This is a genomic window from Pseudooceanicola sp. (assembly GCF_029213205.1).
GTDB lineage: Bacteria > Pseudomonadota > Alphaproteobacteria > Rhodobacterales > Rhodobacteraceae > Pseudooceanicola.
Genome location: NZ_JARGNH010000045.1, coordinates 1 through 13473 on the forward strand (window position 1 = coordinate 1; position 13473 = coordinate 13473).

Sequence of the window (13473 nt, forward strand, 5' to 3'; positions counted from 1 at the left end):
TGCCGCAGGAGCTGCGCTGGCGCGAATGGATGCGGCGGATCGAGGCGGTGCTGTTCCGGTCGGTCGGGAGCTGAAGGTTTACGACCAAACTGCTCATGATAGTGGCCCGTCTTAATAGTGGCCCGTCTTATCGTCATCACCAACTCGAATGGCCATCCAAGTTCCATGTCAGCGGTGCTCTATATTGCGCGCGCCGCGCACACGGTCGTTCCGACGCTCAGCACAGGCCCAACCACGCGCAGCTTGAACGTCGGCACGAGGGCTGCTACCTCATAGACGAATCCGTTGGGGTGCCCTGTGAGGGGCTGAGAGGCGCGGGCCAACCCATCGACCTGATCCGGACAATACCGGCGTAGGGAACGGAGCACGAGCAGGCTGCGGGGACCCCCCGTCCGCCTCTTCTTCCTCCGCCCGTCGCCGGTGGAGGAAGCAATGACGCCGCAGGCATCCGCACTGACGATAGCAGGCTCCGACAGCGGTGGCGGTGCGGGCATTCAAGCTGACCTCAAGACCCTTTCCGCGCTCGGTGTTTACGGCACCAGCGCCATCACCGTGATCACCGTGCAGAACACCCGTGGCGTCTTTGCGGTCGAGGCGATCTCTCCCGCCGTGGTCACCGCGCAGATCCGTGCCGTGCTCGACGACATCCCACCACAAGCCATCAAGATTGGCATGCTCTTCTCGCCCGAAATCGTTGCGGCCGTCGCCGACGCAATCGCCGATTACTCTGGCCCGGTGGTGCTTGATCCGGTGATGGTTGCCAAGTCAGGCGATGCGCTGCTCGCCGTCGAGGCCGAGGCGGCGCTGATCGAACGGCTCCTTCCGCGGGCCGACGTTCTGACGCCGAACCTTCCCGAGGCCGCGCGCCTGCTGCGGCGGTCTGATCCGGCCCGCGATGCGGCGGAGGCCGAGGCACAGGGCCGTTCGCTGCTCGCGCTCGGGGCTCGGGCGGTTGTGATTAAGGGCGGACATGCTGCGGGGCCATCCTGCATCGACCGGCTGATCACCGCCTCCGGGACAGTCGCGTTTGAACAGCCACGGATCTCCACACGGAACACCCACGGCACCGGATGCAGCCTGTCGTCGGCCATTGCCGCCGAGCTGGCCAAAGGCGCGCCACTGGAAGCGGCGGTCAGGCGCGCGCAGGTCTGGCTGCACGGCGCGATCCGCGCGGCTGACGATCTTGGCATCGGCAGCGGCCACGGGCCGGTCCACCATTTTCACGGGTACTGGCCGTGACGCGGGCCACCGTCATCGGGGCCGGGGTCGCAGGGCTCTGCGTGGCGAGCGAACTGGTCGCCCGGGGCTGCGCGGTCACGGTCTTCGACCCTGTGCCACAGCCCGGACCGCACCATTGTTCCTGGTGGGCGGGCGGCATGCTCGCGCCGTTCTGCGAAGGCGAAGCGGCAGAAGAGCCGGTGGTTAGGCTGGGGCAGCAGGCGGCCGGTTGGTGGGAACGGCAGGGGGTGAGTGTCACGCGGCGCGGCACTGTCGTCGTGACCCTCAATCGCGACCGCCGCGAGCTTGACCGTTTCGCGCGCCGCACCGAGGGCCATACGCGGCTTGACGCCGCTGCACTTGCCGCGCTGGAGCCGGACCTCGCCGGCCGGTTCGACCAGGCGCTGCATGTCACCGACGAGGCGCACCTCGACCCGCGCGCCGCCCTGCGCCACCTGCGCGCACGGCTTGAGGGCGACGGTGTCTCCTTCGTCGCAGAGCCGGGCCGTGGCGATGGCCTGACCTTCGACTGCCGTGGGCTGGCGGCGCGTGACGCGTTTCCCGATTTGCGCGGGGTGAAGGGCGAAATGGCTGTTCTTCGCGCGCCCGACATTAACCTTTCCCGCCCCGTTCGCCTACTTCACCCGCGCTTTCCGCTTTACGTCGTGCCGCGCGCCGATGGTCATTTCATGCTGGGCGCGACACAGATCGAAAGCGATGACCGCCGCCGACGCGTGCGCTCCGTGCTTGAACTGCTATCGGCTGCCTATGCGCTGCATCCCGTCTTTGGCGAGGCCGAGCTGGTCGAGATCGGCGCCGATGCACGCCCTGCCTTTCCCGATAACCTGCCCCGCCTCATCCGGCGCGGCGAGACGATCCACGTCAATGGCCTTTTCCGCCACGGTTTCCTGCTCGCGCCTGCGCTGGCACGGATGGCGGTGGACATGGCCTGCGACCGCGGCAAACCGGAGTTTTATCATGCAGATCACGGTTAACGGCACCGCAACCGAGGTGCAGTCGCAAACCCTCGCCGATGCGTTGAACGAGCTCGGCTACGGCAACGCCAGGGTCGCCACCGCCGTCAACGAAAGCTTCGTTCCGGCGACGGCGCGCGACGCCCCACTTTCCCCCGGCGACCGGATCGAGATCGTCGCCCCACGGCAGGGAGGCTGAGATGCGGCTCTATGGCACTGAGATCACCTCGCGCCTGATGCTGGGTACGGCGCAATACCCGTCGCCGGCGGTTCTGGCCGAGTCCTTCCGCCGCTCGGGTGCCGGTATCGCCACCATCTCTGTGCGGCGTGAGGCGGGCGGCGACCGCGCCGGCGCGGGGTTCTGGAATCTGGTCCGCGACCTCGGTGTGGCGCTCTTGCCCAACACCGCAGGCTGCCACTCGGTCCGCGAGGCGGTGACTACGGCGCAGATGGCCCGCGAACTGTTCGACACGCCCTGGATCAAGCTCGAGGTGATCGGTCATGCCGATACCCTTCAGCCCGACCCTTTCGGACTGGTGGAGGCCGCGCGCATCCTCACCGATGAGGGCTTTAACGTCTTCCCCTACACCACCGAAGACGTGGTTCTTGCCGACCGGCTGCTACAGGCGGGCTGCGAGGTGCTGATGCCCTGGGGCGCGCCCATCGGCACCGGGCTGGGGCTGACCAACATCTATGGCCTGCGCACCCTGCGCGCCCAGTTTCCCGACCTGCCGATGGTGGTGGATGCGGGCCTCGGTCTGCCGAGTCAGGCCGCCATGGCAATGGAAATGGGCTATGACGCGGTGCTGCTCAACACCGCCGTTGCCAAGGCAGGCGATCCGGCGGCGATGGCCGAAGGTTTCGCCCGCGCGGTCGAGGCAGGGCGGCTCGCCCACGAGGCCGACCCGATGGAGCCGCGCGACATGGCGGCTCCGTCTACCCCTGTCATCGGCAGGGCGTTCCTGTCATGAGCCTTGATCGCTTTTACCCGATCTTCGACAGCGCCGACTGGCTGCACCGCACCCTGCCGCTGGGCGTGAAGCTTGTGCAGCTTCGCATCAAGGATATGGACGAGGCCGAACTCTGCAACGCCGTCACCCACGCGCAGGCGCTCTGCCGCGCGCGGGGCGCGACGCTTGTCGTCAACGACCATTGGCGCATCGCGATCGACGCTGGCTGCGACTGGGTGCATCTTGGGCAGGAAGACCTCGATTCTGCGGATCTGCCCGCCATTCGCCGGGCTGGCCTCAAGCTGGGCATCAGCACTCATGATCGTGCCGAACTCGATCGCGCCCTGTCGATGTCGCCGGTTTATGTGGCGCTCGGCCCGGTTTATCCGACGATCCTGAAAAAGATGAAATGGCATCAGCAGGGCCTTGAGCGTGTCACCGAATGGAAGCGTCTCATCGGCGATTTGCCCCTCGTCGCCATCGGCGGTATGCGCGTCGACCGGGCAGCAGGCGTCTTTGCCGCCGGGGCCGACATCGTGTCAGTGGTCACCGATATCACCCTCAGTGACGATCCCGACACCCAGGTTCGCGACTGGCTCGAGGCGACACGATGAGCCGCTATGCCCGCCAGATTGCGGTTGCCGAACTTGGGCCCGAGGGTCACGCCCGCCTGCGCGCGGCGCATGTGCTGGTCGTCGGCGCGGGCGGGCTTGCCGCGCCGGTGCTGCAATATCTCGGCGGGGCCGGCGTGGGCCGCATTCGGCTGGTCGACCCGGACCGTGTGGCGGCGACGAACCTGCACCGCCAGACCATGTTCCGCGAGGCCGATATCGGCGTTGCAAAGTCCAGGGCCGCCGCAGCGGCGGTCACGGCGCTCAACCCCGATTGCAGGGTCGAGGCGGTCGTGGCGGCGCTCGATCCCTCCAACGTCGAGGCGCTTTGTGACGGCACCGATCTTGTGCTCGATTGCGCCGACAGCTTCGCGGCCAGCTACATCCTGTCCGACGCCTGCCAAGCGGCGGGCCGCCCGCTGGTCAGCGCGTCGGTGGTTGGCCTCGACGGCTATACCGGGGCCTTTTGCGGGGATGCGCCCAGCCTGCGGGCGGTGTTTCCCGACCTGCCGCAAAGGCTCGGCTCCTGCGCCGAGGATGGCGTTCTGGGGCCGGTCGTGGGTGTGGTCGGCGCGCTTCAGGCACAGATGGCCCTCGCCCTTCTGGCCGGTCTCGAACCTTCGCCCCTCGGGCAACTTGTCACTTTCGACGGGCGCAGCCTCCGATCGGGCGGGTTTCGCTTTGCCGATGCGCCCGAACCTGCGCGAGGCCCCCGTTTCCTCGCACCTGGCGCGGTCACCCCTGCCGACTTCCTCGTCGACCTTCGGGCCGAGGACGAGGCCCCGCTGATGCGCCCCTTCGCCCACCGCCTTGCCGCCAGCGCTTTCGGCCCCGGCGGACCCATGCCCACCACCGGCCAACGCGCGGTGCTGTGTTGTCGTTCAGGCCAGCGCGCGTGGACCGCCGCCGAAAGGCTTGGGGTGGTCTGGGACGGAGACATCTTTCTCGTCGCCCTCGGCGACCCAACCGGAGACACCCTATGAAAGCCGAGCTGACAGCCCTTGCCCTCGTTCTGGCGACACCCGCCGCCGCGCAAGACGCGATGACCGTGATGCTCGACTGGTTCGTGAACCCCGACCACGGGCCGATCATCATCGCCGAGGAGATGGGCTATTTTGCCGAGGCGGATCTGGCGGTCGAGGTGATCGCCCCGGCGAACCCGTCCGATCCGCCGAAGATGGCTGCCGCAGGCGCGGTCGACGTTGCAATTTCCTACCAGCCACAACTGCACCTGCAGGTGGCTGAGGGGATGCCGCTGGTGCGCGTCGGCACGCTGGTCGCCACGCCGCTGAATTGCCTTTTGGTGCTGGATAACGGCCCTGTCACGCAGATCGCAGATCTTAAAGGACACAAGGTCGGTTTCTCTGTGGCCGGGGTCGAAGAGGCGCTGCTTTCCGCCATGCTGGGCGGGTCCGGGCTTGGCCCCGACGATATCGAGCTGGTCAACGTCAACTGGTCGCTGTCGCCGGCGTTGATGTCGGGGCAGGTCGATGCGGTGATCGGGGCCTTCCGCAATTTCGAACTGAACCAGATGGAGATCGAGGGCGTCACCGGTCGATGCTTCTACCCCGAGGAACACGGCGTGCCGACCTATGACGAACTGATCTACATCGCCAACCCCGAAACAATGGATACGGGAAAGTTACGGCGTTTTCTCGGTGCCACGGAAAAGGCCGCGCAGTACATCGTCAACCACCCGCAGGAAAGCTGGGAGGTGTTCGCAGCCACCTCAACCGAGCTTCAGGACGACCTGAACCAGAAAGCCTGGGCGGATACGATGCCGCGCTTTGCCCTGCGTCCCGAGGCACTGGATGCCGGTCGCTACGCGCGGTTCGAGACGTTCCTGCATCACGCTGGGCTGATCGAGGGCACGCGCCCGGTCGCAGCGCTGGCCGTCGACCTCGGGGCAGAATGAGTTACGGCACGACATTCCCCCTCTGGCGCGCTGCTGCCGGCACCGCGTGGGCCGATTACGTTTGCCACGCCTTTGTGGAACAGATGGCCGATGGCTCGCTGCCGCGCGCGGCATACCTGCGCTATCTGGTGCAGGATTACCTGTTTCTCGTCCACTTTTCCCGCGCCTGGGCCCTGGCGGTGACCAAGGCCGAGACGCTGGACGAGATGCGCGCCTGCGCTGCGACCGTGCAGGCGCTGCTCAACGACGAGATGCACCTGCACGTGCAGACCTGTGCCGCCGAAGGCATTTCAGAGGCAGACCTGTTCGCCGCAACCGAGGCACCTCAGAACATCGCCTATACCCGCTATGTGCTCGACGCCGGACATTCAGGCGATTTCCTCGACCTGCTGGCGGCGCTGGCGCCCTGCGTGCTGGGATACGGCGAGATCGGTGCACGGCTGGCCGTGGGCGCGGGTGCGGGCAAGACCCCGTTTGCCGACTGGATCGCCACCTATTCGGGGGCAGAGTACCAGCGCACCTGCCGCGAGGTCGGCGCCCTGATCGACGCGGCGGTCGCCCACCGTCTTGGCCCCACGCCGCAAACCAGCCCGCGCTGGCCCCGCCTGTGCGCGCGCTTCCAGACGGCCACCCGGCTGGAAGTCGATTTCTGGACCATGGGGCTTTCGGGATGAGCCGCGCGCCTGCGCTTCGATTGACCGGGCGCGCGACAATCGGGGAAACCACGATCTTCGGCCCACTGTCGCTGGAGGTTCCGGCGGGGCGGTGGACCTGTCTGCTCGGCCCCTCCGGTGTCGGCAAGTCGACGCTTTTGCGCCTGTTTGCGGGCCTTGGGGACGAGGTCAGCTTTGACGGCAATGTTGCCGCCAGCGATGGGGCGCCGCTGGCTGGTCGTGTGGCATTGATGGCGCAGAGCGACCTGCTGATGCCATGGCTCGACGTGACCGCCAATGTCACCCTCGGCGCACGGTTGCGCGGCACGGCGCAGCCGCGCGAAAGGGCGCTCGACATACTGACACGGGTTGGCCTTGCTGACCACGGCACCAAACGCCCTGACGCCCTTTCTGGCGGACAACGGCAGCGGGTGGCCCTCGCCCGGACACTGATGGAAGACCGGCCGGTGATATTGCTGGATGAACCCTTTTCGGCGCTTGATGCACAGACGCGTGCCCGGATGCAGGATCTTTCCGCCGAACTGCTGGCGGGCCGCACAATATTGCACGTGACCCACGACGCCGCCGAGGCCGCGCGCCTCGGTGAGACGGTTCTGCTGATGACCCGCGACGGGATAACCGCGATCGCATCACCGCCCGCCAGCGTACCGCGCCTTTACGACGCGCCGCAGACCCTTGCCTTTCAGGGCCACTTGCTGCGCCGGCTCATGGAGGCAGTTTGACAAGGGGACTGCACCTTGCGAGCGTTGCACTTCTGGGCCTGCTGGCGTGGCAGGCGGTGGTTACGTTTGCCGACTTGCCGCGCTTCATTCTGCCCGGACCCGCGTTGGTCTTTTCCACGCTCTGGACAAGCCGGATGCTGATCGCGGAACACGCAATCGTAACCGCCACAGAAGTGCTCATCGGTCTTGGCCTCGGGGCGACCCTTGGCTTCGCCTCGGCAATCGTTCTTGTCGCCTCGCCTCTCGCGCGCACTCTGCTGCGCCCGATGCTCGTATTCAGCCAGGCCATCCCCGTTTTCGCGCTGGCGCCGATCCTGACGCTCTGGCTGGGGTACGGGCTTTGGTCGAAGGTCGCGATGGCGCTGCTGATCATCTACTTCCCCGTGACGTCGGCCTTTTTCGACGCGCTGATGCGCACACCCCTCGCCTGGGTGGAGCTGGCCCGCGTCATGAACGCCACACCCGCACGCGTCCTGTGGTGCGTCCGCGTTCCGGCCGCCATGCCCGGCTTTGCCTCGGGTCTCCGGCTCGCGGCCGTCTATGCCCCGATCGGCGCCATCATCGGTGAATGGGTCGGGGCGTCGCGGGGGCTTGGCTATCTGATGCTGCTGGCCAACGGGCGCGCGAAAATCGACCTGATGTTCGCCGCGCTGATTGTCCTGGCCGTTCTGACGCTTGTTCTTCACGCGGCGGTCGATGCAGTCTGCCGACGGCTATGGGGAGCGTGACTGTTGGATGCTTCGGCCATTGTTCCCAGGCGATTTTAGCCATCGCCCCGTCCGGGATTGGACCGGTTTCACTCTGCCGTTTCCAGATGTCTCACCTGCGGGCTTACCGCAGGAAGTCGCGGAACCGTCGCAAGGCGTAGGCGAACATCGCCGATCCGATCACCGCCAGCGCCAGCAGTTGCGGCCAGACCACCGCGAGCCCCGCACCACGAAACAACACCGCCTGTGCAAGCGCGATGAAATGAGTGTTGGGCGCCGCCAGCATGACGTATTGCACCACCTCGGGCATCGATTCCCGCGGCGTCATGCCACCCGACAGGATTTCCAGCGGCAGCAGCACCAGAAGCAGCAGCATGGCGAATTGCGGCATCGAGCCCGAGATCGTTGCCAAGAGGATTCCCAGCGAGGTGGTGGCGAACAGGTGCAGCGCCGCGCCCACCAGGAACAGCGTCACCGATCCCGCCACCGGCACCCCCAGAACCCCCTGCACCACGAAGATCAGCGACAGCCCCGCCGCCACCAGCACCACGCCGCCCATGCTGAGCACCTTGCTGGTCATGATCTCGGCCGCGCTGACCGGCATGACCAGCAGATGCTCGACCGTGCCGTGCTCACGCTCCCGGATCAGCGCGGCCCCCGACAGGATGATCGACAGCATGGTCACGGCGCTGATCACCGCCGTCAGCGCGCCGAACCATCCCGGATCCAGCGCCGGGTTGAAGCGTGCGCGCAGCGCGAGATCGACCGGCACCACGGTCTCCTGCCCGGTCCAGCCGGTGATTTCCTGTTCGACGATCGCCTGGACATAGCCCGCGCCGGTGAAAGCCTGGCTGATCCGTGTCGCATCGACGTTGAGTTGCACCTCGGGGCGGGCGCCCGCCACGAGGTCACTCTGGAAATCCGGCGGGATGACCAGCGAGAACGTATCTATGCCGGCATCCATGCGCGCATCCATCTCGGCCATGTCGATCTGGTCGGGTGTCACGAAATAGGGCGGCAGGAACGCATCCGCAATCCGCCGGGACAGGGGTGAGGCATCCTCATCCACGATGCCGATCGTGGCGCGGTTCAGCGTCTCGGGCATGGCGGTGGCATGGGAGTAGATGTCCAGGGTGAAGGCATAGAACACCAGCGCCAGGAGCAGCGGGTCGCGCAACAGCCCGCGAAGCTCCTTGACCGCAAGAAAGAGCACATGCCTGGGGCGCATTGTTCAGGCCTCCTGCTTGCGCACGAAGATCGTCCCGAGCGCCACAAGCACCGGCACCAGCAGAATCATCGGCAGGAAGGATGCGGCCAGATCGCCAAAGTCCAGCGCCTTGGCAAAGACCCCGCGCGAGATGGTGACGAAATGGCTGGTCGGGAAAACCTCGCCGATCACGCGACCCATGCCTTCCAGCGACGAGACCGGGTCGATGATGCCGCCATACTGCGTGGCCGGGATCAGGGTGGCCAGCGCGGTAAAGAACAGCGCCGCGACCTGGCTGCGGGTGAAGGCCGAGATCAGCAGGCCCAGCCCGGTGGCGAGGACGACATAGACCAGCGCCCCCGCCGAAAGCGCCAGAAGGCTGCCCTTGACCGGCACCCCGAAGACGAACACCGCCAGCGCCAGCAGCAGCAGGAAGTTGATAAAACCCAGGACGATGTAGGGCACCTGCTTGCCGAGCAGGAATTCCAGCCGCAGGGCCGGGGTGACATAGAGGTTCACGATCGAGCCGGTCTCTTTCTCGCGCGCAACGGACAGGACCGCGAGCATCGCCGGGATCAGCATCAGCAGGAGCGGGATCACAGCGGGCACCATGGCCGCCAGGCTTTCGACATCGGGGTTGTAGCGATAGCGCATTTCCAGGCTGTAGCTGCCGGCGACCGCGTCATCGCCATAGATTTGGCGCAGTTGATCGGTCAGCCAGTGAACGTGCATTCCCTGAACATAGCCGCGCACCGTGTCCGCACGCATCGGCATGGCGCCATCGAACCAGGCCCCGATCTCAACGGGGCGTCCGCGTTCGACATCTGCCGCGAAACCCGGCGGGATTTCCAGCGCCAGGCTGATTTCGCCCGCGCGCATCCGCCTGTCGATGTCGGCATGGTCAATGAGCGGCGCCTGTTCGTCGAAGTAGCGCGACCCGGCCAGGTCGTTGACATAGGACTGGCTGGCGATGGTCTGGTCAAAGTCGAGCACCGCGAACTTGAGATCCTCGACATCCATCGAAATGCCGTATCCCAGCACGATCATCAGAATCAAGCTGCCGAGGCTTGCCAGCGTCAGACGGATCGGATCGCGGCGCAGTTCCAACGACTCGCGCCAGGAAAAACTCAGCAGCCGGGCAAGGTTGAACCGTCTCCGTCGCCGCTGTGGCGCGGCTGACACCTCGGCGCCGAGATCCACCCGATGCGTGGCCGCAGGCTTGCCGCTCTCGCTTTGCGCAAGTTCCAGGTGATGGATGAAGGCATCATCCAGCGTCGCCGCGCCTGCGTCTTCGCGGATGGCTTCGGGTGTGTCGCTGACAAGCACGCGGCCTTCGTGCATCAGCGAAATCCTGTCGCAGCGCGTGGCCTCGGACATGTAGTGGGTTGAGACGAAGATCGTCACACCGTCTTTTCTGGACAGGTCCACCAGCGCTTGCCAGAAGATGTCGCGCGCCACCGGATCGACGCCCGAAGTCGGCTCGTCCAGGATCAGCACCTCTGGGCGGTGAAGCAGCGCCACGGCCAGCGACAGCCTCTGACGGATTCCCAGCGGCAGTCGCAGTGGCAAGCTGTCGAGAACCTCCTCAAGATCGAACCGTTGCGCAAGCTCGGCGATACGGGGCCCGATCTCCGTGGGTGCTATATCGAAAAGCCGCGCGTGAAGATCGAGGTTCTGACGAACCGTTAGTTCGGAATACAGCGAGAAGGATTGCGTCATGTAACCGATGCGCTTGCGCGTGGCCATGTCGCGCGCATCGACCGTTCGCCCGTCAATCCGCGTGGTGCCTTCGGCAGGTTCCACCAGCCCGGTCAACGCCTTCATCGTCGTCGTCTTGCCGCATCCGTTTGACCCGAGAAAGCCGAATATCTCTCCTTTTCCGATGCGAAAGCTCACGTTTTTGACCGCGGCGAAATCGCCGAACCGGACCGTCAGGTTTTCGGCCTCGACCATGTAGCCGTCGCGAGCTGCAGGGTCACGTGGCGGGACGGTCAGATCGTGGTGCCGAGCGCGCATTTCCGCGGGAAGAAGTGCTATGAAAGCCTCGTCAAGATTGGCGGCACCGGTGCTGTTCAGGATCTCTTCGGGGCTGCCAGAGGCAAGCACGCTGCCGTCATCCATCGCGACCAGGTAATCGAACTCGGCAGCTTCCTCCAGATAGGCACTGGCGACGATCAGGCTCATGTCCGGTCGCGTCGCGCGAAGACGCGCGATCAGAGCCCAGAATTCACGCCGCGACAGCGGATCGACGCCCGTTGTCGGCTCGTCCAGGATCAGCAGATCGGGGTCGTGGATCAGCGCGCAGCACAGGCCCAGCTTCTGTTTCATGCCGCCCGAGAGCTTGGCCGCCGGACGGTCGGCAAAGGGCGCGAGATCGGTCGCCTCCAGCAGCTCGGCGATCCGCCTGTCGCGCTCGTCCTGGCTCTCGCCGAAAAGCCGTCCGAAGAAGTCCACATTCTCCCGCACCGAGAGCGTGGGATAAAGATTGCGCCCCAGCCCCTGCGGCATATAGGCAATCCGCGGGCAGATCCGGGCACGATGCCCCGCGCGGCGCATGTCGCCGCCCAGCACGTCAAGCCGCCCCGTCTGCATCTTCCTTGCCCCGGCGATCAGCGCCAGAAGGCTGGATTTGCCCACCCCGTCCGGTCCGATCAGGCCGACGATGCAGCCCGCCGGCAGGTCGATCGACACATCGTCGAGGGCCCGGACCTTGCCATAGAGAAGCGTGAGCCCCTCTGCCCGCACCACCGGTCGGGAAGGCGTCATTCCAGCACCCTGCCGTCAGCGGCCTCCGGCCAGGGCAGCGCGGGATCCAGCCGCACCCAGGCGACGCCGGGCAGGCCGGTCTTGATGTAGTCAAGGTACCTCTCCAGCAGCTCCGGCGCGATCCGAGCGCGGACCCGGAACATCAGCTTCTCGCGTTCGACCTCGGTCTCGACCGTTTTCGGGGTAAATTGTGCCACGTCCGACACGAAGGAGACCTCGGCGGGAATTACGATACCCGGTGCGGCATCCATGATCAGGCGGGCTTCGGTCCCCAGTCCGGCACGGCCCGCCGCGGCGGTTTGCAGGAAGAACGTCATGTAGACGTCGTTGAGATCGATCATGTTGATCACGCGCCCGCCGGCACCTATGACTTCGCCCGCCTGAGCAACGATGTACTGCACCCGTCCTAGCCGGGGCGCCTTCAGTGTGCTGTCCTCGATCTGTACGTCGATTACTTCGATCGTCGCCGTTGCCGCCGCCACCGCTGCCTCGGCCCCGACCACTGCCGCTTTGGCTGAGGACACTCCGATCCGCGCCGCCGCAAGCCTCGCTTCGGCAGATGCGACCGCGGCCTCGGCACCAAGCGCGTTCGACCGGTCGATATCGAGTTGCCGCTCGGACGCGACACTGTTTCCCGCAAGCGCCTCCGAGCGGGCGAACTGGCGCTGCGCGGCATCGAGGGCCGATTTCTGCTGCGCCAGAACCGCTTCTGCCGCGCGGACTTCGGCCTGACGCTGCTGGATCGTCAGCCGCGCGTTCTCGACCGCGATCTCGGCACGGCGCAGTTCCGCCTCTGCCTGGTGGCGGTTGGCTTTCAGCTGACGCGTGTCAAGCGCGGCCAGCGGTTGCCCCGCCTCGACGAGCTCTCCCTCCCGTACCAGGATCGTTTCAATCCGTCCGGGAAGTTTAGAGGCCACATCGATCTCGACAGCTTCGACGCGCCCGTTGCCGCGCGCGAAACCCTCGGGAACCACGCCGTCGCCGTTGCCCTGCCAGACCAGGAAACCCAATACCGCCGCGGCCACGACAATCGCTGTGAAGAGAAGGTATCTGGTGTTTTTCATGCTGTGCTCGATTGCTGCTACGGGCCAAAATTCGTGAAATTTTCGAACGATCACTTCACCATTAAACGTTCTGCACCTGATCTTGTAAATGCGTCGGTCAGCCCTGCTTGAGTGGTCGGACTCATCTTGCCCTTCGGCGTCGCATTGGGACTTGCCCGTGCTCACATCGCGAACACTGTCTGATGGATTGACGACTGGATGAGCCGATCTGTCGCTGCCGGGCTGGGCGACTCGCTAAAATGCAACCTTCTCCTAGCACAAAAGATCGTCGAGGATTCAGAGCTTTTCCGCAAGGGTTGAAGAAGTGTAGCCAGGAAGCGGCTACGTCGCGTGATCGCAGGACGTCGCGGAACCATCGCAAGGCGACGGCGAACATCTCCGATCCGATCCTCGCCAGTAGTTGTTTGACCGTGCCATGCTCCCGGAGCCATACGGCCCGTGCGCCGGGCCGAATGGCGGTCGGCCGCTCAAAGCATTGCTTTGCCCTCTCCGCGATATTGGCGCCTGCCGCACCGGAACGGGGTATCATGCCAATGATTGACCAGATGTTTTGGAGAAGCAAGGCCTGTTGATCAGAGATTCCTCAGCTTTTCCCGGGGCTTGCCGCGTAGATTGGAGGGTACCGTAAAGTGTGGGGCAATTATGCAGCCATTTCGGTTTCGGAC

At 65.6% G+C, this 13473-nt stretch carries 13 protein-coding genes and 1 riboswitch; of the genes, 10 read left to right on the forward strand and 3 right to left on the reverse strand.

Annotated features, from left to right (window positions below):
• The first annotated feature begins 276 nt into the window (after positions 1 to 276).
• Positions 277 to 376: riboswitch (TPP riboswitch) on the forward strand.
• Positions 377 to 432: 56 nt separating this feature from the next.
• Genes thiD through P1U48_RS17605 form a run of 10 tightly spaced genes read left to right on the forward strand, consistent with a single transcriptional unit; the run spans position 433 to position 7792 of the window.
• Entirely contained in the window at positions 433 to 1239 is an 807-nt protein-coding gene (gene thiD, locus P1U48_RS17560) for a bifunctional hydroxymethylpyrimidine kinase/phosphomethylpyrimidine kinase (RefSeq protein ID WP_301070537.1), read from the forward strand.
• Entirely contained in the window at positions 1236 to 2213 is a 978-nt protein-coding gene (locus tag P1U48_RS17565) for an FAD-dependent oxidoreductase (protein ID WP_301070539.1), read from the forward strand. The genes thiD and P1U48_RS17565 overlap by 4 nt, the downstream gene beginning before the upstream one ends.
• On the forward strand, positions 2197 to 2391 hold the full coding sequence (gene thiS, locus P1U48_RS17570) for a sulfur carrier protein ThiS (protein ID WP_301070541.1): 195 nt from the start codon (positions 2197 to 2199) through the stop codon (positions 2389 to 2391). Before P1U48_RS17565 ends, thiS begins: the two co-directional genes overlap by 17 nt.
• Before the next feature lies 1 nt (position 2392).
• Positions 2393 to 3163 (forward strand): thiazole synthase, encoded by a 771-nt coding sequence (locus P1U48_RS17575; protein WP_301070543.1) that lies wholly within the window; start codon positions 2393 to 2395, stop codon positions 3161 to 3163.
• Positions 3160 to 3756, forward strand: coding sequence for a thiamine phosphate synthase (locus P1U48_RS17580; protein ID WP_301070545.1), 597 nt, complete (start codon positions 3160 to 3162; stop codon positions 3754 to 3756). The genes P1U48_RS17575 and P1U48_RS17580 overlap by 4 nt, the downstream gene beginning before the upstream one ends.
• Positions 3753 to 4736, forward strand: coding sequence for a HesA/MoeB/ThiF family protein (locus P1U48_RS17585; protein WP_301070547.1), 984 nt, complete (start codon positions 3753 to 3755; stop codon positions 4734 to 4736). Before P1U48_RS17580 ends, P1U48_RS17585 begins: the two co-directional genes overlap by 4 nt.
• A complete protein-coding gene (locus P1U48_RS17590; protein ID WP_301070549.1) occupies positions 4733 to 5668 on the forward strand; it encodes an ABC transporter substrate-binding protein in 936 nt (311 codons plus the stop codon). The genes P1U48_RS17585 and P1U48_RS17590 overlap by 4 nt, the downstream gene beginning before the upstream one ends.
• Positions 5665 to 6342 carry a TenA family protein gene (locus tag P1U48_RS17595; protein WP_301070550.1) on the forward strand — a complete coding sequence of 226 codons (678 nt, stop codon included), beginning with the start codon at positions 5665 to 5667 and terminating at the stop codon, positions 6340 to 6342. Before P1U48_RS17590 ends, P1U48_RS17595 begins: the two co-directional genes overlap by 4 nt.
• On the forward strand, positions 6339 to 7064 hold the full coding sequence (locus P1U48_RS17600) for an ABC transporter ATP-binding protein (RefSeq protein ID WP_301070552.1): 726 nt from the start codon (positions 6339 to 6341) through the stop codon (positions 7062 to 7064). The genes P1U48_RS17595 and P1U48_RS17600 overlap by 4 nt, the downstream gene beginning before the upstream one ends.
• Positions 7061 to 7792 (forward strand): ABC transporter permease, encoded by a 732-nt coding sequence (locus P1U48_RS17605; protein WP_301070554.1) that lies wholly within the window; start codon positions 7061 to 7063, stop codon positions 7790 to 7792. Before P1U48_RS17600 ends, P1U48_RS17605 begins: the two co-directional genes overlap by 4 nt.
• Before the next feature lie 103 nt (positions 7793 to 7895).
• Here P1U48_RS17605 and P1U48_RS17610 read toward each other — a convergent pair whose 3' ends face one another.
• Genes P1U48_RS17610 through P1U48_RS17620 form a run of 3 tightly spaced genes read right to left on the reverse strand, consistent with a single transcriptional unit; the run spans position 7896 to position 12808 of the window.
• Positions 7896 to 8999, reverse strand: a complete 1104-nt coding sequence (locus P1U48_RS17610; RefSeq protein ID WP_301070556.1) for an ABC transporter permease — start codon at positions 8997 to 8999, stop codon at positions 7896 to 7898.
• Between the two features lie 3 nt (positions 9000 to 9002).
• The gene (gene rbbA / locus P1U48_RS17615; RefSeq protein ID WP_301070558.1) at positions 9003 to 11744 is read right to left on the reverse strand and encodes a ribosome-associated ATPase/putative transporter RbbA; all 2742 of its coding nucleotides are present in this window, start codon (positions 11742 to 11744) and stop codon (positions 9003 to 9005) included.
• Positions 11741 to 12808: an HlyD family efflux transporter periplasmic adaptor subunit gene (locus P1U48_RS17620; RefSeq protein WP_301070559.1), complete on the reverse strand. Its 1068-nt coding sequence runs from the start codon at positions 12806 to 12808 to the stop codon at positions 11741 to 11743. Before P1U48_RS17620 ends, rbbA begins: the two co-directional genes overlap by 4 nt.
• Positions 12809 to 13473 lie beyond the last annotated feature (665 nt).